This is a genomic window from Stenotrophomonas sp. YJH_SMC_43, assembly GCF_059372535.1.
This window is the reverse complement of the sequence record NZ_JCAFVQ010000003.1, coordinates 878853-900931: the sequence shown is the minus strand read 5'-3', so window position 1 is coordinate 900931 and position 22079 is coordinate 878853. Positions and strand designations below refer to the sequence as shown.

The 22079-nt window shown below is 68.5% G+C and carries 21 protein-coding genes; 11 read left to right on the top strand and 10 right to left on the bottom strand.

The annotated features are described in order from the left end of the window. The first annotated feature begins 63 nt into the window (after positions 1-63). Entirely contained in the window at positions 64-1866 is a 1803-nt protein-coding gene (locus AC5QAH_RS16300; RefSeq protein ID WP_313311167.1) for a DUF885 domain-containing protein, read from the top strand. 84 nt (positions 1867-1950) lie between these two features. Here the strand turns inward: AC5QAH_RS16300 and AC5QAH_RS16295 are convergent, their stop codons facing one another. Next, positions 1951-2409: a hypothetical protein gene (locus AC5QAH_RS16295; RefSeq protein WP_010482223.1), complete on the bottom strand. Its 459-nt coding sequence runs from the start codon at positions 2407-2409 to the stop codon at positions 1951-1953. Between the two features lie 184 nt (positions 2410-2593). Here AC5QAH_RS16295 and AC5QAH_RS16290 point away from each other — a divergent pair, with 184 nt between their 5' ends. From AC5QAH_RS16290 to AC5QAH_RS16275, 4 genes are all read left to right on the top strand, one after another. Continuing rightward, positions 2594-2842, top strand: coding sequence for a hypothetical protein (locus tag AC5QAH_RS16290; RefSeq protein ID WP_006475755.1), 249 nt, complete (start codon positions 2594-2596; stop codon positions 2840-2842). Between the two features lie 122 nt (positions 2843-2964). After that, positions 2965-3882: a bestrophin family protein gene (locus AC5QAH_RS16285; protein WP_010482217.1), complete on the top strand. Its 918-nt coding sequence runs from the start codon at positions 2965-2967 to the stop codon at positions 3880-3882. Between the two features lie 19 nt (positions 3883-3901). Beyond that, on the top strand, positions 3902-4891 hold the full coding sequence (gene hemB, locus AC5QAH_RS16280; protein WP_010482215.1) for a porphobilinogen synthase: 990 nt from the start codon (positions 3902-3904) through the stop codon (positions 4889-4891). Between the two features lie 32 nt (positions 4892-4923). Continuing rightward, the gene (locus tag AC5QAH_RS16275) at positions 4924-5193 is read left to right on the top strand and encodes a gas vesicle protein GvpG (protein ID WP_010482214.1); all 270 of its coding nucleotides are present in this window, start codon (positions 4924-4926) and stop codon (positions 5191-5193) included. 55 nt (positions 5194-5248) lie between these two features. Here AC5QAH_RS16275 and AC5QAH_RS16270 read toward each other — a convergent pair whose 3' ends face one another. Beyond that, positions 5249-6121 carry a TolB family protein gene (locus tag AC5QAH_RS16270; protein WP_495232459.1) on the bottom strand — a complete coding sequence of 291 codons (873 nt, stop codon included), beginning with the start codon at positions 6119-6121 and terminating at the stop codon, positions 5249-5251. Between the two features lie 48 nt (positions 6122-6169). On the opposite strand from AC5QAH_RS16270, the gene aroE reads away from it, so the two are divergent. From aroE to dinG, 3 genes are all read left to right on the top strand, one after another. Continuing rightward, complete coding sequence (gene aroE, locus AC5QAH_RS16265; protein ID WP_495232458.1) at positions 6170-7015, top strand: shikimate dehydrogenase; 846 nt, start codon at positions 6170-6172, stop codon at positions 7013-7015. Between the two features lie 3 nt (positions 7016-7018). Further along, on the top strand, positions 7019-7372 hold the full coding sequence (locus tag AC5QAH_RS16260) for a hypothetical protein (RefSeq protein WP_483697443.1): 354 nt from the start codon (positions 7019-7021) through the stop codon (positions 7370-7372). Between the two features lie 167 nt (positions 7373-7539). Further along, on the top strand, positions 7540-9642 hold the full coding sequence (dinG, locus tag AC5QAH_RS16255; protein WP_495232457.1) for an ATP-dependent DNA helicase DinG: 2103 nt from the start codon (positions 7540-7542) through the stop codon (positions 9640-9642). A gap of 39 nt (positions 9643-9681) precedes the next feature. On the opposite strand, the gene AC5QAH_RS16250 is transcribed toward dinG, so the two are convergent. Together AC5QAH_RS16250 and ilvD are read right to left on the bottom strand one after the other, a co-directional pair. After that, positions 9682-10293 carry a hypothetical protein gene (locus AC5QAH_RS16250; RefSeq protein ID WP_049454247.1) on the bottom strand — a complete coding sequence of 204 codons (612 nt, stop codon included), beginning with the start codon at positions 10291-10293 and terminating at the stop codon, positions 9682-9684. Positions 10294-10431: 138 nt separating this feature from the next. Further along, positions 10432-12270 carry a dihydroxy-acid dehydratase gene (ilvD, locus tag AC5QAH_RS16245; RefSeq protein ID WP_049454101.1) on the bottom strand — a complete coding sequence of 613 codons (1839 nt, stop codon included), beginning with the start codon at positions 12268-12270 and terminating at the stop codon, positions 10432-10434. A 478-nt stretch (positions 12271-12748) separates the two neighbouring features. On the opposite strand from ilvD, the gene AC5QAH_RS16240 reads away from it, so the two are divergent. From AC5QAH_RS16240 to AC5QAH_RS16230, 3 genes are read left to right on the top strand one after another with little or no spacing between them, the layout of a single operon-like run. Beyond that, positions 12749-13321 (top strand): DUF1190 domain-containing protein, encoded by a 573-nt coding sequence (locus AC5QAH_RS16240; RefSeq protein ID WP_043402788.1) that lies wholly within the window; start codon positions 12749-12751, stop codon positions 13319-13321. A 7-nt stretch (positions 13322-13328) separates the two neighbouring features. Beyond that, a complete protein-coding gene (locus AC5QAH_RS16235; RefSeq protein ID WP_043402784.1) occupies positions 13329-14507 on the top strand; it encodes a glutathionylspermidine synthase family protein in 1179 nt (392 codons plus the stop codon). After that, positions 14507-15157, top strand: coding sequence for a hypothetical protein (locus tag AC5QAH_RS16230; RefSeq protein ID WP_043402781.1), 651 nt, complete (start codon positions 14507-14509; stop codon positions 15155-15157). Before AC5QAH_RS16235 ends, AC5QAH_RS16230 begins: the two co-directional genes overlap by 1 nt. 82 nt (positions 15158-15239) lie before the next feature. Here the strand turns inward: AC5QAH_RS16230 and AC5QAH_RS16225 are convergent, their stop codons facing one another. The 6 genes from AC5QAH_RS16225 to AC5QAH_RS16200 are packed head-to-tail and all read right to left on the bottom strand — an operon-like array spanning position 15240 to position 21989. Then, positions 15240-16538 (bottom strand): DUF58 domain-containing protein, encoded by a 1299-nt coding sequence (locus AC5QAH_RS16225; protein WP_043402778.1) that lies wholly within the window; start codon positions 16536-16538, stop codon positions 15240-15242. Continuing rightward, positions 16535-17521: an AAA family ATPase gene (locus AC5QAH_RS16220; RefSeq protein WP_014648782.1), complete on the bottom strand. Its 987-nt coding sequence runs from the start codon at positions 17519-17521 to the stop codon at positions 16535-16537. The genes AC5QAH_RS16225 and AC5QAH_RS16220 overlap by 4 nt, the downstream gene beginning before the upstream one ends. Then, positions 17518-18702 carry a DUF4350 domain-containing protein gene (locus AC5QAH_RS16215; protein WP_100447015.1) on the bottom strand — a complete coding sequence of 395 codons (1185 nt, stop codon included), beginning with the start codon at positions 18700-18702 and terminating at the stop codon, positions 17518-17520. Before AC5QAH_RS16215 ends, AC5QAH_RS16220 begins: the two co-directional genes overlap by 4 nt. Next, the gene (locus AC5QAH_RS16210; protein WP_019661652.1) at positions 18699-20321 is read right to left on the bottom strand and encodes a DUF4129 domain-containing protein; all 1623 of its coding nucleotides are present in this window, start codon (positions 20319-20321) and stop codon (positions 18699-18701) included. The genes AC5QAH_RS16215 and AC5QAH_RS16210 overlap by 4 nt, the downstream gene beginning before the upstream one ends. Further along, positions 20311-21303: a stage II sporulation protein M gene (locus AC5QAH_RS16205; RefSeq protein ID WP_019337015.1), complete on the bottom strand. Its 993-nt coding sequence runs from the start codon at positions 21301-21303 to the stop codon at positions 20311-20313. The genes AC5QAH_RS16210 and AC5QAH_RS16205 overlap by 11 nt, the downstream gene beginning before the upstream one ends. Next, entirely contained in the window at positions 21300-21989 is a 690-nt protein-coding gene (locus tag AC5QAH_RS16200) for an RDD family protein (protein WP_010482196.1), read from the bottom strand. The genes AC5QAH_RS16205 and AC5QAH_RS16200 overlap by 4 nt, the downstream gene beginning before the upstream one ends. Positions 21990-22079 lie beyond the last annotated feature (90 nt).

Below are 22079 nucleotides of genomic sequence, written 5' to 3'. Positions count from 1 at the left end.
CAGCCGATTGTCGCCATCGCCGTGAGCGCGTAGGGTGCGGGCAACCCTGTCCTGGAGTGCACCATGAAGCCGATTGCATTGGCCGTTGCCCTGGCCCTGACCGCCGCCCCGTTGCTGTCCGCACCGCCGGCCCTGGCCGCGCCGGCTGCCAAGGCCACTACTCCGGCCAGCCCGGCCTGGGTTGCCCGCAGCAATGCACTGGCGCAGATCCTGCTTGATGCACAAGGCCCGTTCCAGCCGGAGGAAACCGGCTTCTTCGGCGTTCCCGGCTACGACGACAAGGTCGCAGACCTTGGCCCGGACAACGGCAAGCGCTATCGCGCCGCGATGGCCAAAGCCCGCGATGAACTCAAGGCAAAGCTGGCCACCGAGAAGGATCCCAACGTCCGCCAGGACCTGGAGATCATGATCCACGCCGCCAGCCAGAACATCGAAGGCAGCGAGCTCAACGAGAAATACCTGCTGCCGTGGAGTGATGCGCCGCAGACCGTGTTCAGCGGCCTCAACCTGCTGCTGTCCGATCAGGTGCCGGCCGAGCGCCGGGCCAAGGCGCTTGACCGCCTCAAGGCCTATGCCGGCCTGCAGCCGGGCGGCACCGCGTTCACCACGCTGGCCCGCCAGCGCTACGAAGAACGCCTGAAGGACAGCAGCCTGCTGCAGCCGACCAAGATCGAAGTGCAGCAGTCGCTGGACAACGTCGAGACCTACATCACCGGCATCGAGTCGCTGCTGAAGAAGTACCAGATTGCCGGCGCCGATGAAGCGATGAAGGCGCTGGCCGGGCAGATGAAGGACTACGCCGCCTGGACCCGCAAGGAGGTGCTGCCGAAGGCGCGTACCGACGCGCGCCTGCCGGCACCGTTGTACGCCTACCAGCTCAAGCAGGTCGGTATCGATATCGACCCGAAGCTGCTGATGCAGCGCGCGCAGCTGGAATTCATGGAAACCCGCTCGGCGATGCAGCAGCTGGCGCCGCTGGTGGCGAAGGACAAGGGCCTGAAGGTGGCCGACCCGAGCGACCCGGTGGCGGTGATCCGCGCACTGAAGGCCGACAAGATCGCCGACGACCATCTGGAAGGCCACTATCGCAAGGTGATCGATGCGATCGACCCGCTGATCCGTGAACACGCCATCGTCGACGTACCCAAGCGTGCCATGCAGATGCGCCTGGGTTCGGCCGCCGAGAGCGCGGCCAGCCCGGCGCCGCACTTCCTGCCGGCACCGCTGGTCAACAACACCGGGCAGCAGGGCACCTTCGTGCTGCCGCTGGGCAACCCGGCAGCGGGCCCGGGCGCGCAGTACGACGACTTCAACTTCGGTGCGGCGGCATGGACGCTGAGCGCGCATGAAGGCCGCCCCGGTCACGAGCTGCAGTTCACCGCGATGGTCGAGCGTGGCGTGTCGCTGGCACGCACCATGTTCGCGTTCAATTCGGTGAACGTGGAAGGCTGGGCACTGTATGCCGAGGCCGAGATGGTGCCCTACGAACCGCTGGACGGTCAGATGATCGCCCTGCAGTTCCGCCTGCTGCGTGCCGCGCGCGCGATGCTGGACCCGATGCTCAACCTCGGCCTGACCGATCGCGCCAACGGCGAGCGCGTGCTGATGGAGCAGGTCGGCCTGTCCAAGGCGATGGCCACCCAGGAGCTGGACCGCTACATGGTGCGCATGCCGGGCCAGGCCGGCAGCTACTTCTACGGCTACACCCGCATCCTGGAGCTGCGCATGCAGACCGAGCTGGCACTGGGCGCGAAGTTTGACCGCCTGGCGTTCAACAACTTCCTGCTCGACCAGGGCCTGCTGCCGCCGGACCAGCTCGCCGATGCGGTGAACAAGGTGTTCGTGCCGAAGTACCGGCAGAAATAATCGGTAGCGCCGGGCCATACCCGGCGAGCGCAGCGGGAGAGACGCCGGGCATGGCCCGGCGCTACCAGCGGTGACGCTGCTGCGTCACCGCTGCGGGGTGATCACCTGTGTCGGCAACCGCGCTGGCGGTGCCGGATTCGGCACCCAGATGGCGACGCCGGCGGCGCGCTTCTGCGTCGTCGGAATACCGATGCCGACGCCGCCACCGACGTGCGAACCGAACGTGCCGGCGCCCACCGACATGCCCACCGGCGAGCCACTGCTGCCCACACCCATCAGCACCACGCCATTGGCGCCGAGCGCGGCGGCCTCGCGCTTCAGGCGGGCCACGGCGGCATCGGTCTGGCCCTGGGTGCCGAAGCCGACGGCGGACGCCGATTCCAGCTGGGCGATTTCCTGGGAACCGGCCGGTGGCGTCGAATAGATCTGCACCAGCGCCGGATCGATCGGTGCGCGGGCGCGGCCCAGCATCACCTTGGAGGTGCTGGCACAGCCAGCGGCGACCAGCAGGATGGCCGCCAACGCGGCCCAACGGATGTTCATGGCACGACCCCTGTAGGACTGGTTGCGATCATCGGCGGGCCACTCTGAATCGGCGCCAACACCCGGGCCAGGGCACGCACGGCAGCACGCTAGCACGGTGCGGGTGACAGCCCCGCCAATGGCAGTAGGCGGCGGCAGCGGGAACGTCTATGGTTGGGGCAGGAACCAACTGCGGGAGAGCGGCATGGGTGTGATCAGTCTGTTGTGGGGCGTACTGGCGCTGTTGTGGATGATCCTGGCGCTGATTCCACTGCTCGGCTGGGGCAACTGGTTCCTGATCCCGTTCGCTGCGGTGGGCGCAGTCATCGCAGCGCTGGGCATCCTGTTCACCCACCCGAGCAAGCGTGGCCGGGCCTGGGCCGGCCTGGTCCTGAACGGCATCGTGGTGGTGGTGGGCATCCTCCGCCTCGGCCTGGGTGGCGGCGTGATCTGAGCCCGCGCCCGGGTGCGACAGGGCGTCGCAGGCGCACGGCCGGTGGCCGGGCAGGGGCGTACAATGAATGGCTGCGCGAGCCCCCCGCGTGCCTGTGAATCCGCGCCCGGCGCGGCTGCCCCATGATCATCCGACCCCGTCCCCACGGCTGGCAATTGCTGTACATCCTGCGCGGTTCGATCGTCAAAGCGATCGCGCCCAAGGTGCTGGCCATCCTGATCCTGTCCATCGCCGTGGCCGCGGTGGTCGAGCTGGCGCCGCCCACCGGCATCGAACGCGTGTCGGTCACGCCGTTCACCCTGCTTGGCCTGGTGCTGTCGATCTTCCTCAGCTTCCGCAACAGCGCCTGCTACGAGCGCTGGTGGGAAGGCCGCAAGCTGTGGGGCCAGCTGGTCTACGAATCGCGCTCGCTGGCCCGCCAGGTGAACCTGCTGCTGGCCGATGACACCGGCCGTCGCCGCCGCATCGCCTATCTCACCACCGCCTTCGCCCATGCATTGGCCGGTCGCCTGCGCGGGCGCATCGTGGCGCTGATGGCCCTGCCGTGGCTGGACAAGCGCCAGCGCGAACAACTCGGGCAGCGTGAGAACGTGCCCGACGCGCTGCTGTCGATGATCGCGGCCGAGTTGGCCCAAGCCCTGCGCGCCGGTGACCTCGACCCGATCCTCTACACCCAGCTGGAAGAGCGCCTGCACGCGATGTCGTCGATCCAGGCCGGCTGCGAGCGCATCCTCACCACCCCGCTGCCGTTCGCCTACACCCTGCTGCTGCACCGCTGCGCGTGGATGTTCTGCGTGCTGCTGCCGTTCGGCCTGGCCAGTTCGCTGGGCTGGGGCACGCCGGTGCTGTCGGCGGTGCTGGCCTATGCCTTCTTCGGCCTGGACCAGCTGGGCGAAGAAATGGAAGACCCGTTCGGCCTGGAGCCGAATGACCTGCCGCTGGACGCGCTGGTGCGCACGATCGAGATCGACCAGCTCGACGCGCTCGGCGAACGCCCATTGCCCGAACCCCTGCTGCCGCAGGGCTACCTGTTGCAATAGCCACTCCTCGGAGCCTGCCATGTCCCACCCGCTTTACCGCCCGCGCCGCATGCGCCATGACGAGTTCTCGCGCCGCCTGATGCGCGAGAACACGCTGACCACCGACGACCTGATCTACCCGGTGTTCGTGCACGAACTGGCCGGCCGCACCGCAGTGCCGTCGATGCCGGGCGTGGAGCGGCTGTCGATCGAAGAGCTGCTGAAGGTGGCCGAAGAAGCGCTGGAGCTGGGCATTCCGGTGATCGACCTGTTCCCGGTGATCGACCCGTCGCTGAAGTCGCTGGATGCATCGGCGGCGTGGGCCGAGGACGGTCTGGCGCAGCGTGCGATCCGCGCGCTGAAGTCGCGCTTCCCGGAGCTGGGAGTGATGACCGACGTGGCGCTGGACCCGTACACCACCCACGGCCAGGACGGCATCATCGATGACAAGGGCTATGTGCTGAACGACATCACGGTCGAAGCGCTGGTCAAGCAGTCGGTGTCGCACGCCGAGGCCGGTGTGGACATCGTCTCGCCGTCGGACATGATGGACGGCCGCATCGGCGCGATCCGCCGTGCGCTGGATGCCGGCAACCACATCAATGTGCGCATCATGGCGTACTCGGCCAAGTACGCCTCGGCGTTCTACGGTCCGTTCCGTGATGCAGTGGGCAGCGCGGCCAGCCTCGGCAAGGCCGACAAGAAGACCTACCAGATGGACCCGGCCAACGGCGACGAGGCCCTGCGCGAGATCGCGCTGGACCTGGAAGAGGGCGCCGACATGGTGATGGTCAAGCCGGGCATGCCGTACCTGGACCTGGTGCGCCGGGTGAAGGAGACGTTCGGCGTGCCGACCTTCGCCTATCAGGTGAGTGGCGAGTACGCGATGATGAAGGCCGCCTTCGCCAACGGCTGGCTGGACGAGCGCGCCTGCGTGCTGGAGTCGCTGCTGGGCTTCAAGCGGGCCGGTGCCGACGGCGTGCTGACCTATTTCGCGCCGCAGGTGGCGCGATGGCTGCGCGAGCGCTGACAATAGCGCCACGATAGACGGAGGACTGCGCGATGGGACCCGAACTGGGATGGATGCAATGGTTGATCTGGGGCATCGGTACGCTGGTGTTCGGCGCCATCATCGTCGGTGTCTTCATCGCCGCATGGCGCGCGGGCAAGCGCCCGCCGGAGCAGCTCTCCGCCGCCCGCCACGTGGCCCGTGAGCAGGCCCTGCCGGAGAGCGTGCAGGCCGAGCTGGCCGCGCTGAACCAGCGCAAGGACAACGGCCAGTTGAGCGAAGTCGAGTACGAGCAGCAGCGCGCGAAGGTGTTGTCGCGCTGACGGGTGGGTGCCAACCTTGGTTGGCACTTTCCCGCATGCCAACCAAGGTTGGCATCTACCGGGCGGCAGGCACGCACCCCGCAACCGCCGCCACCTTCGGCACCGCCAACCGGTACACATCCACGCCACCGGCACGTGGCGCCTTCGCCGCACTGCTGGCAACCATCATCTCGCCCGGCTTGGCGTTGTCGATCACCGGCGCGCCGGTCCAGCCGCCGGCCTGGTTGAATGACAGCCCCAATGGCTGCAGCGCCGCGCCGGTCCACGCACAGCCGCTGCTCCACACCTGCGCGGTCGCGCCGCTGCCACGACTGAATACCACGGCGCCGTCGTTGCCCAGCCAGTCGCCGTCGGTCTCGTCGTCGGCGCTGTTCAACGCGGCCAACGCGGTGGCTGGGCCACGCACGCCCTGCGCGTCCAATGACGCCACGAACAGGTCCCAGCCCGCGCCGCGACCCTGCTGGCGGGTGAACAACAGCCGCTTGCCATCCACGCTCAGGGCTGGTCCGCGCTCTTCGCGGCGGTCACCGTCGCCCGCCAAATGCTGCGCCTTGCCCAGCTGGCCATCGGCGGAGACTGCGGCGCGGTACAGCGCCAGCCTGCCCTCGCGGCCGGCCGCGAACAGCAGCCAGCGGCCGTCACGGCTGAAGTAGGGATCACGGACCTCACCGGCCACGCCTACCGGCAGGGCCTGCGCCTGCTGCCAGCGGCCGCCGACCACGCGCGCCTCCCACAGGCCCCAGCCAGCCTCACCGCGGCGGGCAAAGACGATGCGCTGGCCATCGGGACTGATCGTGGCGCGGCCCTCGTCGGCACGGGTGGAGACCACGCCCATGCCTTCGATGCCGTACTCGTTCAACGCCATCGCCACGGGGGCAGAGAGTAGACTGGCGGCAAGCACCAGCAGGGGCGGGGTGATGCGCATCATCCGGGTCCGTGCACGAAAGAGCATCAGTCTAGCCAGCTTGAGGATTCCATGACCGACCGTTACGCCGTCTTCGGACACCCCGTTGCCCACTCGAAGTCGCCGCAGATCCACGCGACGTTCGGTCGCCAGGAAGGCATCGCGGTGGATTACCGCGCGATCGACCTGGCCCCGGATGCATTCCTGGCCGGCCTGGAAGCCTTCGCCGCCGACGGCGGTGTCGGCGCCAACGTCACCTCGCCGCACAAGGAGGCTGCGTTCTCGGTGTGCTCCACCCTGACCGCACGTGCGCGCCGCGCCGGCTCGGTGAACACGCTGCTGCGCAAGGGCGACCGCTGGCATGGCGACACCACCGATGGCATCGGCCTGGTGCGTGACCTGACCGACCGTCATGGCCTGGACCTGCGTGGCCGCCGCATGCTGCTGATCGGTGCCGGTGGCTCCGCGCGCAGCGTCGCCCCGGCCTTCCTCGATGCCGGCATCACCGAGCTGGTGGTGGTCAACCGCACGCCGGAACGCGCCGATGAACTGATCGACGCGATGGGCGAACCGGGCCGCGCGATCAGCCGCTACTGGGAAGACCTGCGTGATCTGGGCGACTTCGAACTGATCGTCAATGCCACCTCGGCCGGCCGCGACCGCGACGTCGAGTTCAAGCTGCCGCTGTCGCTGGTCAATTCGATGACCACCGCCGTCGACCTGAACTACGGCGAGGCCGCCATCGCCTTCCTGGCCTGGGCACGTGCGGCGAACTGCCGCAATACCGTGGATGGCCTGGGCATGCTGGTCGAACAGGCGGCCGAGAGCTTCCTGCAGTGGCATGGCGTGCGCCCTCAGACCGACGAGATCTACCAGTCGCTGCGCCAGGGCGCGGCGGTGCTGGCCGGCGAGGACTGATCGATGGACAGCACAACGTTGATGGTGACCGTGCTGAGCATGGTCGGCGTGCGCCTGCCGGTGCTGATCGCGCTGTGCATCGGCCTGGTCTGGGTGGTCGGCGCACCGCGCGATGCCACCCGCACCGGCGCCCTGGTCGGCCTGGGGCTGTTGCTGCTGTCCAGCCTGGGCGGCCTGGCGGCGGGTGTCCTGCCGATGTGGCTGGTCAGCAGTGGCAACTTCAGCGTCATCTCGGGCATGGGCACCATCCTCGGCGTGCTGCATTTCGCCCTGGCAATGGTCGAGGCCATCGGCGTGGTGCTGCTGGTCTGGGCACTGGTGCGCCTGCTGCGTAGCCGTACGATCCCGGCGGCCTGAGCGGCAGCGCCGGGTCATGCCCGGCGTATCTGGCCCCTGAGCGGTCCGGCCACCGGACCGTGACCGCCGCCAGGCGTCGTCGCTGGCCCGTTCAGGGTGCCAGCGGCGGTGAACGTGGCCGGCCATGCGACAATGACCGGCCTGATCCAGCCACGGTACTTCCCGGCGTGACCGAAACCGTTGCCGCTCCGCGCACGCTCGATGACACCTTGAAGGATGCGATCCGCAAGGCGTACACGACGCTGCAGGCCAATACCCCCGGCTTCTCCACCCGCCGTTCGCAGAGCCAGATGATCGGCGTGGTGTCGCGCGCGCTGTCGAAAAGCGGCGGCGTCGGCGTGGTCGAGGCGCCCACCGGCGTCGGCAAGAGCCTGGGCTACCTCACCGCGGGCGTACCCATTGCGCTGGCCAGCAAGAAGAAGCTGGTGATCAGCACCGGTACCGTGGCGCTGCAGTCGCAGCTGGTCGAGCGCGATATCCCGAATTTCCTCAAGGCCACCGGCCTGGAAGCGACCGTGGCGCTGGCCAAAGGCCGCACCCGCTATCTGTGCACGCGCAATGCTGCCGAGGCACAGGGTGAGGGCGCGCAGGGCGGCATGTTCGAGGATGACGCGCCGCTGTTTGATCGGCCGCTGGCGCCGATCGAAATGGACATCGCCAAGCGCCTGACCGACGCCTTCACCAGCGGCAGCTGGGATGGCGACATCGACAACGCACCGGAGACCATCAGCCCCGGCCTGCGCAGCCGCATCACCACGCCGGCCTCGGGCTGCGCCGGGCGCCGCTGTGCCTATTCGGCGCAGTGTGCGGTGCTGCGTTCGCGCAACACCGTGCGTGATGCGCAGATCGTCGTTACCAACCACGCGCTGCTGCTGTCGGCGCTGTCGATCGGCGACAGCGACAACGGCCAGCCGTTGATCGCGCCGCCGTCGGACATGCTGCTGGTGCTGGACGAAGGCCATCACATCGGCAACGTGGCGATCGACCAGGGCGCGGCCAGCCTGGCGCTGGATGAAATGGCCAAGCGCACCGGCCGCCTGCAGATCCTGATCGCCGGTGCCTACCGCGCGGTCGACAAGGACCGCCTCGGCAACCTGCTGCCGAACGAAGCGATCGAAGTGGCCAGCAACGTGGCCAAGCAGCTGCGCGCGTTCCGCGATCATATCGAGCGCGTGTGGATGCCGGCGCCGGCGGACGAAGAGCCGATGTGGCGCGCGGCGAATGGGCGACTGCCCGACGCCTGGCGCGAGCCGATCGAAGCGCTGGCTGACGATACCCGCAGCCTCTACAACTGGGCGCATGCCGCCACCGCGCAGGTCGCCAAGGGCAAGCCGGACGATGCCGCGCGCGAGCGCCTGCAGCGCAACCTGGGCATGGCGCTGGAAATGATCGAGCAGCAGTACAACCTGTGGCAGGCCTGGCGCCGCGAGGACAAGGACGGCGCGCCGCCGATGGCGCGCTGGGTCACCGCCACCCGCGACGGCGACCTGGTGCTGCACGGCTCGCCGGTGTCGGCCGCGCACGTGCTGCGCAAGCTGCTGTGGGATGAAGTGGATTCGGTGGTGATGACCTCGGCGACGCTGACCGGCGGTGGCGATTTCCAATCGCTGGCGATCGACAACGGCATTCCCGAAGAGGCCGAGATGGTTTCGCTGTCGTCGCCGTTCGACCTGCCCAACCAGGCCGAGCTGATCGTGCCGAAGTTCCCGGTCACGCCGGATGACCGCGAAGGCCATCCGCGCGAAGTGGCACGCTACCTCGACACCGAGCTGGATTGGGCCAAGGGCTCGATGGTGCTGTTCACCTCGCGCTGGAAGATGGAGAAGGTGGCTGGCCTGATGTCGGCCGCGCGCCGCAAGCAGGTGCTGGTGCAGGGCGAGATGTCCAAGACCCGCCTGATCGACGAGCACCTGCGCCGTGTCGCGGCGGGTGAAGGCTCGGTGCTGTTCGGGCTGAATTCGTTCGGCGAAGGCCTCGACCTGCCAGGTGAAGCCTGCACCACGGTGGTGATCACCCAGGTGCCGTTCGCGGTGCCGACCGACCCGCAGACCGCCACGCTCAGCGAATGGTTCGAGGGGCGCGGGCTCAATGCGTTCAACCTGATCGCCATTCCGCATGCGCTGCGCACGCTGACCCAGTTCGCCGGCCGCCTGATCCGCACCTCCACCGACACCGGCCGCGTGGTCATTCTTGATTCGCGGCTGCTGACCCGCCGCTACGGCAAGCGCATCATCGACGCCCTGCCGCCGTTCAAGCGCGTGATTGGTTGACGGGTGCTGGTAGCGCCGGGCCATGCCCGGCGGAGGGCCTCAACGGCCTTCCGGATTCCGGCAGCCTGGCCCATAGGCCTTCACGTAGGGTTTGCCGAAGCAGCGCAGCAGTCCATCAAGCACGTCCAGGTTCGGCGGCCACGGCATCTGCACCTGCTGCCCGCCCTCGGTGGTGAAGTGGTAGCGGCCGTCCTTGATGTTCTCCGCGATCGCGGTGGGCGTCGGTATCGCGACCAGCCTCGCACGAGCCTTCTCCAGGGCGCTGCGATCCTGGCGCAGGAACGCGACCATGCCGTCCACGTAGGCATTCCAGTAACCCGGGTCGCTCCCGTTTACTGGCTTGTGGCTGCGTTCCATTAGCGCAATCGCCTGCGCGGTCTGCCCCAGCTCCGCGCGCAGCTGGCCCTCGTGCCACGTGATGATGACATTGCCTTCCGCTTTGGACAGTGCGCCGTAGGCGGACAGCAGGTCGGCCGCTTCGCGGGTACAGCCACGGTCGGCCAACGGGCGCCAGCCACCTTCCAGGTCCTGATCGAACCGGCCAGGTTCCATCGCCAGCATCGCTGCACGGTCGTAGCTGCAGTCGGGTGCTTTTGGCGGTTCGGCTGCTGCACCCATGGCAGCGGCCAGCGCAAAGGAAAGCAACATCATCTCAACCTCCGTGTTGGTGACTTCCTGGACCACCATAACGGATCAGGATGGGTAGCGCCGGCCGCTGGCCGGCAACCTCATTGATGTGGGGCGTCGCAGTACAGATGCCGGCCAGCGGCCGGCACTACCGTATGGCGGTCAATCGCCCAGAAGCGCGGCGTTGCGCACGGCGCCCTTGTCTGCGCTGGTGGCAAGCAGGGCGTAGGCCTTCAGGGCGCTGGTGACCTTGCGCGGGCGCGCCGCACGCGGCTTCCAGCCGCGGGCATCGGCGTCGGCGCGGCGTTGCGCCAGGGTGGCCTCATCCAGCAGCAGATCAATGCGGCGGGCCGGAATGTCGATGCGGATGCGGTCGCCATCTTCCACCAGGCCGATCGCGCCGCCGCTGGCCGCTTCCGGCGAGACGTGGCCGATCGACAGGCCCGAGGTGCCGCCGGAGAAGCGGCCATCCGTGAGCAGCGCGCACTGTTTGCCCAGCCCCTTCGACTTCAGATAGCTGGTCGGGTACAGCATTTCCTGCATGCCCGGGCCACCCTTCGGGCCTTCGTAGCGGATCACCACCACCTCGCCGGGTTGCACTTCGTCCGCGAGGATGCCGGCGACGGCCGCGTCCTGGCTTTCATAGACGCGCGCAGGGCCTTCGAACACGTGGATCGACTCGTCCACGCCGGCGGTCTTCACCACGCAGCCATCCACGGCCAGGTTGCCGCGCAGCACGGCGAGGCCGCCTTGCAGTGAGTACGCGTGCTGCAGCGAGCGGATGCAGCCTTCAGCGCGGTCGATGTCCAGCGTCGGCCAGCGCGTGGCCTGGCTGAAGGCTTCCTGGGTGGGAATGCCGGCCGGGCCTGCCTTGAAGAAGGTGTGCAGGGTGTCGTTGTCACTGCGCACCACGTCCCAGCGTTCCAGCGCTTCGGCCAGGCTGGTGCTGTGTACGGTCGGCACCGTGGTTTCGAGCAGGCCGGCGCGCTCCAGTTCACCGAGGATGCCGAACACGCCGCCGGCGCGGTGCACGTCCTCGATGTGGTACTTCGGCGTATTCGGCGCCACCTTGCACAGCTGCGGTACGCGCCGCGACAGCGCGTCGATGTGGGTCAGGTCGAAGTCGACCTCCGCTTCCTGCGCGGCGGCCAGCAGGTGCAGGATGGTGTTGGTGGAACCGCCCATGGCGATATCCAGGGTCATTGCATTGGCGAACGCGGCCTGGGTGGCGATGCCGCGCGGCAGCGCGCTCGGGTCTTCGCCGCCATACCAGCGATGGCAGAGTTCGACGATCAGGCGCCCGGCACGGCGGAACAGCGCCTCACGGTCGGCGTGGGTGGCCAGCGTGGTGCCGTTGCCGGGCAGTGACAGGCCCAGCGCCTCGGTCAGGCAGTTCATCGAGTTGGCGGTGAACATGCCCGAGCAGGAGCCGCAGGTAGGGCAGGCGCTGCGCTCGAATGCGGCCACCTTCTCGTCGGAGGCGCTGTCATCGGCGGCCACCACCATCGCATCGACCAGGTCCAGCTTGTGCTCGGACAGCTTGGTCTTGCCCGCTTCCATCGGCCCGCCGGACACGAACACCACCGGGATGTTCAGGCGCAGCGCGGCCATCAGCATGCCGGGGGTGATCTTGTCGCAGTTGCTGATGCACACCAGTGCGTCGGCGCAATGCGCGTTGACCATGTACTCCACGGCGTCGGCGATGATCTCGCGGCTGGGCAGCGAATACAGCATGCCGTCGTGGCCCATCGCGATGCCGTCGTCCACGGCGATGGTGTTGAATTCCTTGGCGACGCCGCCGACCTGTTCGATCTCGCGCGCGACCAGCTGGCCGAGGTCCTTCAGGTGCACGTGGCCGGGCACGAACTGGGTGAAGGAGTTGGCGATGGCGATGATCGGCTTGTGGAAGTCGCCGTCCTTCATGCCGGTGGCACGCCACAGGGCGCGGGCGCCGGCCATGTTGCGGCCGGCGGTGGAGGTGCGGGAACGGTATTCGGGCATGGCTGGCGGAACGGGCGGGCCGTACGACGTGGGAGTCAGCCGATCATGGCCAATTTTTTCGGTTGCTGCTGCAACCACCGGAGGTGGTCCGGCCGGGCTGCGCCCGGCACCCGCCGAAGCAACGGCCGAAGCAACAGCCGAAGCAACAGCGGGCTTCCTGCGGGAGGCGGGGTGGGTCCGCTGGCGGGGGACGCCGTAAACCCTTCCTTGGGGGCTTGACCGCGGCATCCATGCCGCGGACACCCCCGCCAGCGGACCCACCCCGCCTTCGACAGTTTCCCGCGATCTGTCGGGGCCGGCGCTCTGCGTTGCTCGTGGTAGGTGTCGACCTTGGTCGACACGATGGATCCACGCCACGCGTGGATGATGGGGAACGACGAAAATGAAAGGCCGTTCATCTTTCCCACTTTGCCGATTCCGGTTGCTGGCCCGGATTTGGCATCATTGGGGCATTGATCCGTCGACAGGGCATGAGGCCATGAAACGTTCCCGCACCACCGCGCTGCTGCTGATGAGCGCCGCGCCGCTGCTGTTCACCGCCTGCCAGAAGGAGCCGGAGGTGAAGGTGCAGGAAGGCCTGTACACCTCGGTGGAAGCCTGCACCGAGGCCACCGGCGATCCGTCGGCGTGCCGCAATGCCTTCGCCGAAGCGCAGAAGCAGGCCGCCGATGCGGCGCCGAAGTACGCCAGCAAGGAAGCCTGCGAGAAGGACTACAAGCCGGAGCAGTGCGTGCAGCAGCACACTTCGGCGGGTACCTCGTTCATCGGCCCGATGATGATGGGCTTCTTCATGTCGCAGATGCTGAGCAACCGCGGCGGCCTCGCCCCGCAGGCGCCGGCGTCGGCACCGGCTTATCAGGACAAGAACGCTGGCTGGGCGCGCCCGGCACCGGGCGGCACCGGTGGCCTGAACACCGCCAGCGGCATCGGTGCCGGCAAGGCTGGCCTGGCGCCGGTCACCAGCGAGCCGAACCGTGCGGTCACTGCCAGCCGTGGTGGCTTCGGCAACACCAGCGCACGCCGCAGCACCAGCGGCAGCTACGGCGGCTGATCGACCCATGCAGCGCATCCGGATTGCCGAGCGTGCCCAGTGGCGGGTACGCGCGGAAGAGGCGGGTTTCCGCTTCCACACCATCGACGGCCAGCCGTACTGGGATGAAAGCGCGTACTACGCCTTCACCCTGCGCCAGATCGAACAGGACATCGAAGACCCCAGCGCCGAGCTGCACCAGATGGCGCTGGACCTGGTGGGCGATGTCATCGCCAGTGAACGGTTGATGGACCAGCTGGCGATTCCGTCGCACTACCGCGACTGGATCGCCGACAGCTGGCGCCAGCGCCAGCCACACCTGTACGGGCGCCTGGACCTGGCCTACGACGGTACCGGCCCGGCCAAGCTGTACGAACTGAACTACGACACGCCGACCTCGCTGTTCGAGGCCAGCTTCTTCCAGTGGCAGTGGCTGGAAGACCAGCGCAACGCCGGTCGCCTGCCGCAGCACGCCGACCAGTTCAATGCGATCCACGAGGCGCTGGTCGAGCGTTTCGGCGAACTGGCCACGCAGTTGCCGCCGCCGCTGTACTTCAGCGCGGTGGGCAGTTCCGAAGAAGACCGTGGCACCGTCGATTACCTGCGCGACTGCGCTTCGCAGGCCGGCCTGCATGGCCAGGCCATCGCCGTCGAGGACATCGGTCTGTCCGAGGACGGCCGCTTCACCGCGCTGGATGATTCGGTGATCGGCACGCTGTTCAAGCTGTACCCGCTGGAAGACCTGATGGCCGAGGAATTCGGTCGCGCGCTGCCCGGCTCGGGCGTGCAGCTGCTGGAACCGGCGTGGAAGGCGGTGCTGAGCAACAAGGGCATCCTGCCGCTGCTGTGGCAGCGCAACGTGGGCCATCCGAACCTGCTGGAAGCGCACTTCGATGACGGCAGCACGCTGGCCTCGGGCTGGGTGCGCAAGCCGCTGTTCTCGCGCGAAGGCGCGAACATCGAGATGCACCTGGCCGATGGCAGCACCCAGCGCAGCGACGGTCCCTACGACGGCCCGGCGATCATCCAGCGCGCGCATCCGCTGACCCGCATCGAAGGCGGCTACCCGCTGATCGGCAGCTGGGTGATCGGTGACCACGCCTGCGGCATCGGTATCCGCGAGGACGACAGCGCGATCACCCGCGACAGTGCGCGCTTCGTGCCGCACGCGATCGTTGATGAGGCGCCGACGCGGATCTACGTCTGATGACGGTGCGGCGTTGGCCTGGCCGGCATGGGCGTCCCACGCCCGTGCCGGGCCGGCATTTCGATGACGGGCGCAGCCTGCAGGCCTTCGCGGACCGCGTCGCTGTGCGTTGCCATCGCTGCGACACCCCCGGTTGGGTGATCGCCAGCTGGAAACCCTACCGGTGGACGGCGCGATTCCGCTGCACAGGCTGCAGTTCAGCGCTGGACAGTGGTGACTGGGTCGGTGCGGTCTACATCCTGGGCCGCCAACCTTGTGGATTCTGTGGGCATCAGTGGCTGCATGTGCGCCGCCGGGTTCCCGCTGGCGTGCCTGCACCGGCGTCCTTCGCTGCTCGATGTGCGCAATGTGATCGCAGTACCGATGTTTCGGTCGTGGTGCGTCCGTTGCGTGACGCCGAGCCTGCCGATCCGCACTTCGGATTGCCGCTGCGCCTGGTCGAACCGACCCGCGCGGGCCTGCTCTGGGCCTATAACACTGAACATCTGCAGGCACTGCACGAGTATGCGAGCGCGACGTTGCGGGAAAGCCGCGGCCATCACCGATCCATGTTCTCGCGCCTCCCGCAGTGGATGAAGCTGGCCCGCAACCGGGTGTTGCTGCAGCGTGCGGTGGAGCGGTTGCAGCGGCGGTTGTTGGGTGAGCGCTGATACGGCAGCCGAGCGTGGGCTCGGCTCTACGGAACAACACGTGTAGAGCCGAGCCCATGCTCGGCTCCGGTCAAGCGCAGGGCTACAACAACCCTTCGCGCTTCACTGCCAGGTAGCGCTCCACCAGCGCTGCGGGCAGGGCATCGGCGGTCACGTCCAGCACCATCACCTTCTCGCTGCGCAGTGCCTCGTGCGCCTTCGCGCGCTGCTGCAGGTAGAGTGCGGCGGCACCGGCCTGGGTGGCGTCTTCCAGTGTCTGCACTTCGCTGTCCAGCACGCCGTCCAGCTCGCGCTCGCGCAGGCTGGCCACGCATACCAGGTGGCGCCGCTGCAGCAGGCGCACTGCCGCCAGCAGGTCTTCGATGTCCTCGTCGCGCACGTTGCTGACCAGCATCACCAGCGCGCGCCGGCGCTGGCGCAGCGATACCTCGGTGGCCGCAGCCAGGTAGTCGGTGGCCACCGCGCGCGGCTGCAGGTCGTAGCTGGCGCGCAGCAGGTGCTCGACCGTGCCCATGCCACGCTGCGGTGCCACCCAGCGGCGTTCACCACCGGCAGCGAACAGGCCGGCGGCGTCACCCTGGCGCAGCGCCAGGTACGCCACCACCAGCGAGGCGTTCAAGGCGTGGTCGAAATGCGAGAGCCCGCCTTCGCTGGCCAGCATGCGCCGCCCACTGTCGAGCATCAGCAGCAGCTGCTGGTTCTTCTCGTCCTGGTACTCACGCGAGACCAGTTTGCGTGCCCGTGCCGTGGCCTTCCAGTCGAGCTGGCGCAGGCTGTCGCCCACGCGGTACTCGCGCATCTGGTGGAAGTCGGTGCCTTCGCCACGCCGGCGCTTCACGTGCGCACCGACCAGCCGCGAGGCCTGGTCGGCACTGAACAATGCGAAGCGGGTGAGCGGCACGAAGTTCGGATAGACCCGCACGTCCAGCGCGGGAGGCAGCGTGCGTTGCTGCCACCACAGGCGCCACGGTGAGCGCATGCGCAGGTGCACGCCTTCAAAGCGGAAGTGCCCACGCTGCAGCGGGTGCAGGTGATAGTGCAGGGTGGAGGCGCTGCCGGCCTGCAGGCGCACGCGCTGCGGCAGCGATTCCAGCGGCCAGCCGCCCGGCACCAGGTCGAACACCTGCACCGTCATCGACGTGTCTGCCTGCAGCCGCAGCGCGGCCTCGCGGCGCACGCCCAGTGCCAGCGCTTCGGGCAGTTCGCGTTGCACCTGCGGCGACGGACGCCGCGACTGCCGCCACAGATCCATCAACGCCGGCACGGCAATCGCCAGTGCCGCCAGCGCCCAGCTCCAGCGCGGCAGCAACCCGCCCAGCACCAGGCCACCCAAGGCGGCCCAGGCCAGCAGCAGCGCCAGCAGCAGCGGGGCCGGCCTCATCGGCGCGGCGCTTCCACCTTGGCCAGCAACGCGCCCAGCACGTCGTCGGCGTCCTGGCCTTCGATCTGCAGTTCCGGGGCCAGCGCGATGCGGTGGCGCAGCGCCGGGCGTGCGATGTCGCGCACATCATCCGGAGTGACGAAATCACGGCCGGCCAGCACCGCCTGCGCGCGCGAAGCACGCACCAGCGCGATGCTGCCACGGGGGCCGGCACCGACCGCGATACCCGGCCACTGCCGGGTGGCGGCAACGATGCGCACCGCGTAGTCGATCACTTCGTCATCGACGGTGATCGCCGCAGTGGCACGCTGCAGTTCCAGCAACTCGCCGGCACCGAGCACGCGCGGCACCTGGCTCAGGTCGAAATCGCTGGCAGCACGACCACTGGTGATCGCGGTCACCATGCGCTTCTCGTCCTCCAGCTGCGGATAGTCGATCAGCACCTTCAGCAGGAAACGGTCCAGCTGCGCTTCCGGCAGCGGGTAGGTGCCCTCCTGCTCCAGCGGGTTCTGCGTGGCCAGCGCCATGAACGGCGGCGCCAGGGTGAAGGCCTTGCCTTCGATGGTCACCTGGCCTTCCTGCATCACTTCCAGCAGCGCCGACTGGGTCTTGGCCGGTGCACGGTTGATCTCATCGGCCAGCAGCAGATTGGTGAACACCGGGCCGCGGCGGATCTTGAAGCTCTCGCTCTTCGGGTCGTACACCGCGTGGCCGCTGACGTCGCTGGGCATCAGGTCGGGGGTGAACTGCACGCGACCGTAGTCCAGCTCCAGGGCCTGGGCCAGCGCGCGCACCAGCAACGTCTTGCCCAGCCCGGGCACGCCTTCGATCAGCACGTGGCCGCCGGCCAGCAGGGCCACCAGAATCTGGTCCAGCACATCGGCCTGGCCGATGAAGGCGTGTCCGACGGCGGTGCGGATGGCATCGACGCGTTCGATCAGGCGGGCGTTGGCGGCCGCCGGCAGCTCGGGGACTTCGGTCATAGCAGGGATCTCATCTGGAGCAGCAAGCGGATGCGCTCGCGCAGGGCGGAGGAATCGTGCGGCGGAGGGGGCGTGAGCGCGCTGGCAACGCGGCCTTGAGGCCACTTCAGCAGCTCGGCGATGGCCTGATCGCGTGGCGCACCCTCCAGTGCGGCCGCAACCGGTGCGCGCAGGCGCAGGCGGTGCAGGAACAGGGCGAGTACGGCCTCGTACAGGCGCGTACCGTGGCCGAAACGCAGCAGCAGTTCACCACTGGCACGCACGTGTTCCAGCAGCGAACGGCGTTCCAGTACCGGTGACGGCAGCAGGCTGCCGAAGCGCTGCGAGCGGCCCCACAACCAGCCCAGCAGGGCCAGCAGCAGTGGCGCCCACAGTGGCCAGCCCTGGTAGAACATGCGCGACCACAGCGACGGCGGGCGGCTGGCGTAGATCAGCCAGACCGCACCCTTGCCGTAGTTCGGATCGAGCAGATAGCGGGTCAGGTCGCGGTGCGACGCGTCGTGCAGGCCGTCGCTGGCCTTGCCCCCTGCCGATGCCAGGCGCGCTGCCGGTGAGTGCACCTCGCTGCGCATGAACTCCATGTCGGCCAGCACGCTCACCTTGCCCTGGCCATGGCGCAGGCGCGCAAACACCAGGTCGCGATCCGTACCCCAGCGACGTTCGGCCTGTGCACTGGCGGCAAAACCCAGGGTGAAGCGGCGGCCTCCACAGAACTCAACGTGACCAGGATCGTCGTCGACATGGAACGGCTGGCAGTCGCTGCGCTGGAACAGGCTGTCCACGCCCAGCTGATCCAGCAGGGGCCCCTGCGTGCTGCCGGCATCGTCCTCGGCCGGTGGCGGCGTCCGCACCAGCAGGTGGCCGCCCCCATCGACCCAGTCCAGCAGCGCGCTGGCGACGGGCGGCGGCAGTTCGCTGCTGTCCTGCAGCAGCACCACCGTGTCGTGCGGCCCCAGCGTCATTTGCCGCAGTTCCAGCCGTGGCCGCGAGTGCACGTCAATGCCGTCGGCGCGCAGGGCCTGGCCGAGCACGTACAGCGGGTTGTAGCCAGCTTCGCCCTGCGGCGGCAGCTGCACGGTCTCGGTCACCCGCTCATGCGTGCGCAGGTAAAGGATCGTCAGCGGTACACCGAACAGCACCAATGCACCGAGCAGCAGCGACCAGAACAGGCGCGGGCTCATGCCTGCCACCGGTACTGCTGGCGCAGCGTATCGGCCAATGCATCGAAATCGGCGCGGCTGGGCAGGCGGCCACCGTAGGCGGCGTACTGCCACATGCGCACGATGCGCGCGAACAGGTCACGGTCGCTGGCCTCGGGCATGCGCCGCGACGCGCGCAGGCATTGCGCTTCGGTGGCACCGGGTGGAAGCGCGATACCGCTGCGCTCGCCCACCGTGCGCACGCTGGCGCGGTACAGAAGGGCCAGCGCCTGCCGCGGCCGGCCCTGGTCCCAGAGCAGGCCGGCCTGGGTGGCCACGTCCGGCGGCAGCACCACCGGCAACTCCACCTGTTCCTCCACCACCGGCGGTGCGGCCTCGGCCTTGCGTCGGCCACTGCCCCGCAGCCACGGCAGCCACAGCCGTGCGGTCAGCAGCAGCACCAGCAGCAGGACGCCGAGCAGCCCCCACAGGCCCCATTCGGCCAGCCGCGCCAGCCAGGCGATGCCGTCCTTGCGCGCTTTGCGTTCACCGTTGCTGTTGGTGTCACGCTGCAGCTGCTTGTCTTCCTTCTTCTCTTCCTCGGCCTGTTCGATCGGCTTCCAGCGGGTGACCTGGCGGGTCGGGCGCTGCAGCGGGTCTTCATAGGCGCGGTTCACTGCCTGACGGAAACCGGCGGTGTCCACCGGCGTACCGCCGAAGATCGTTGCCGGGGTGTTGCCCGGGTCGATGGTCGGTGCTTCGTCGCCTTCCTCGGCGTCGATGCCACGGTCGTTGGGCTTGCCCATGGCGCGTTCGGGCTCGGCGTCTGTGTCCTGCGCATGCACCGGTGCGGAGACCAGCGGCAGTGCCAGGCACAGCAGCAGGGCCAGCGTCGATGCCGCCGGCAGCAGCCGCTCGCGCAGGCGGCGCAGGGCGATCTCCACATCCCAGGCTTCCATCTGCGTGCGCCGGTTCAAGTACAGGCCAAAGCCCGCACCGACGAAGAACGGGCCGATCAGCACCGAGGCCAGCCAGCACGCCAGGTTGAAGCCCAGCCGTGCCCATGCGGGTGTGTCCTGGCCGATCATGTCCCATGCGGCGCGCCATGATTCGGACATCAGCTCCAGTGGCATGAACATGAACACCGCACCGATCGCGCCGGACACCAGCACGGCTTCGAACGCCATGCAGGTCACGGTCAGTACCAGTGCCGCGCCCGCTGCGCCGGCTGCCACTGCACGACGACGTGGGCCGCGCTGGCCCGGTGTGTTGCCTTCCAGCAGGTTCACCGGCAGGCACAGGCTGCGCAGCACGCTGAAACGACGCCAACCCAGGTAGCCCCAGAAGCCGCTGTTGCCCCAGTGACGTTGCGCACGCAGCGCGGCCAGCGTGCCGACTGGTTCACCGAAGATGCCGCGCGACAGCACATACAACGGCGCACGTTCGAACAGCGGTTTGCACCACCACATCGCCAGCCAGGCCCAGCCGAAGGCATCCAGCCACCAGCCCAGCGCGTTGAAGATCACGAACAGCGGTGCACTGGCCAGCAGCCAGCTGCCCCACAGCGCGCGCGCGTGACGGCGGGACAGCGCGGTGCCCAGCTCCATCGCTTCCCAGCCACTGCGGGCACGCAGCGCCACGTCCAGGTGGTCAATGCGCATGGCCAGCTCCACGTCCGCCGCGCCACAGCCACAGCAGCACGCCGGCCCACAACACACCGGCCACGCTGAACTTGCCCCATGCAGGTACTTCGGCGATCGATGACCAGAAGGCTTCGATGAAGGCGGCCACCAACAGCATGAAGGCGACGCCGAGGCACAGCCGCGCGCCGATGCGGCCGCCGTCGACCAGTGCATCCAGGCGGCTGCGCCGGCCCGGCGCCAGCAGCTTCATGCCCAGCTGCAGGCCGGCACCGCCAGCGATCACGATCGCAGTCAGCTCGAAGGCGCCGTGGCCGACCACGAAGCGCCAGAACGGGTCGCCATGGCCGATGTGCTGCAGGTGGCCTGCCACTGAACCGATGATCACGCCGTTGAACAGCAGCACCAGCAGCGTGCCCAGCCCGGCCAGCAGTCCGCTGGCGAAGGTGCGCAGGGCGATGCTGATGTTGTTCATGATGTAGTGGCCGAACATCATCCAGTCGGTGCCGCTGTCACGCCCCAGGCGCTCGGCGGCGGGATCGTACATGCGCTCCATCTCTGCGATCTGGCGGTTGTCCATCAGCATGTGGATCAGGTCCGGATAGACCTGCACCAGCACGAAGCAGGCCACCGCCGGCAGCGCGAACATCGCCAGCGCTACCCACATGCTGCGCGCCTGGCTGCGCACCAGCAGCGGGAAGTCGGCCACCAGGAACTCCAGGGCACCCCGCCAACGTGTCGGCGGCGTGCGGTACAGCACGCTGTGGCCCTGCTGCATCAGCTGCTGCAGGCGCTGCACCAGCTGCGGGCTGTAGCCGCGCTCGCGGGCCAGCGCCAGCTGCTGGCACAGCCGCCGGTAGCGCTGCGGGAAGGTAGTGTCGTCCAGTGCCAGGCCGCTGGCCTTGCGGCGCGTGCGGCGTGAGGCGCCGGCACGCAGCAGCAGCCACTGCTCCAGGTCCTGCCATTCCTGCTGGTAGCGGGCGACGAACTGCTCCTGTTTCATCGCCGCCCCAGCAGCCAGTTGGCCATCGCATACAGGCGCAGAACGCCGACCTGGCCGTGGGTGCCGGTCAGTGGCTCGGCAATACCGGCCAGCTCCTGCTGGCGCGCCGCCGACAAGCGTGGCGCGCGCTCGGCGAAGGCCATCAGCGCGGCCTGTTCCTCTGGTCGCAGGGGCTGCGGCGGGGCCAGCACGCTGTCGATGGTCGGCGGCGGTGGCAGATACAGCGCGGGTGCATGCACCACCACGGTGCCGGCCACCAGGTCGCCCAGGCGGCGGCCATGCGGATCGAACAGGCTGCTGATCAGGCCCAGCGCATAGCCGAAGGGCAGCATGTCCACCGTGCGCAGCAGGTTGCGGGTGATCGCCGCCATCCAGCCTACCGGCGCGCCATCGCGGGACAGCACGCGCAGCCCCAGCGCACGCTTGCCCAGGGTGCGTCCCCACACTGCTTCGCAGACGATCGGGTAGGCCCAGTAGACCAGGAACATCAGCACCAGGTAGAGGCCGGAGCCGAACTTGTCCAGCAGCGCCAGCGGAATGGACACCAACACCAGTGCCGCGATGCGCACGCCGAGATCGACCAGCCAGGCCATCGCCCGCGGTACCGGGCCGGCGGCAGGCAACTGCAGCGGCACACCCTCTGGCGTCACCACCTCGCGGTAGGTATCGAGCATCGGTGCGGCCATCAGCGCGATGGCCTTCGTTGTGGGCGCCGGAGTCCTCTCCGGCAGGCAGCCACAGGCATGGGGGTCTCGACAGGTCCTGGTCGGGCCCAG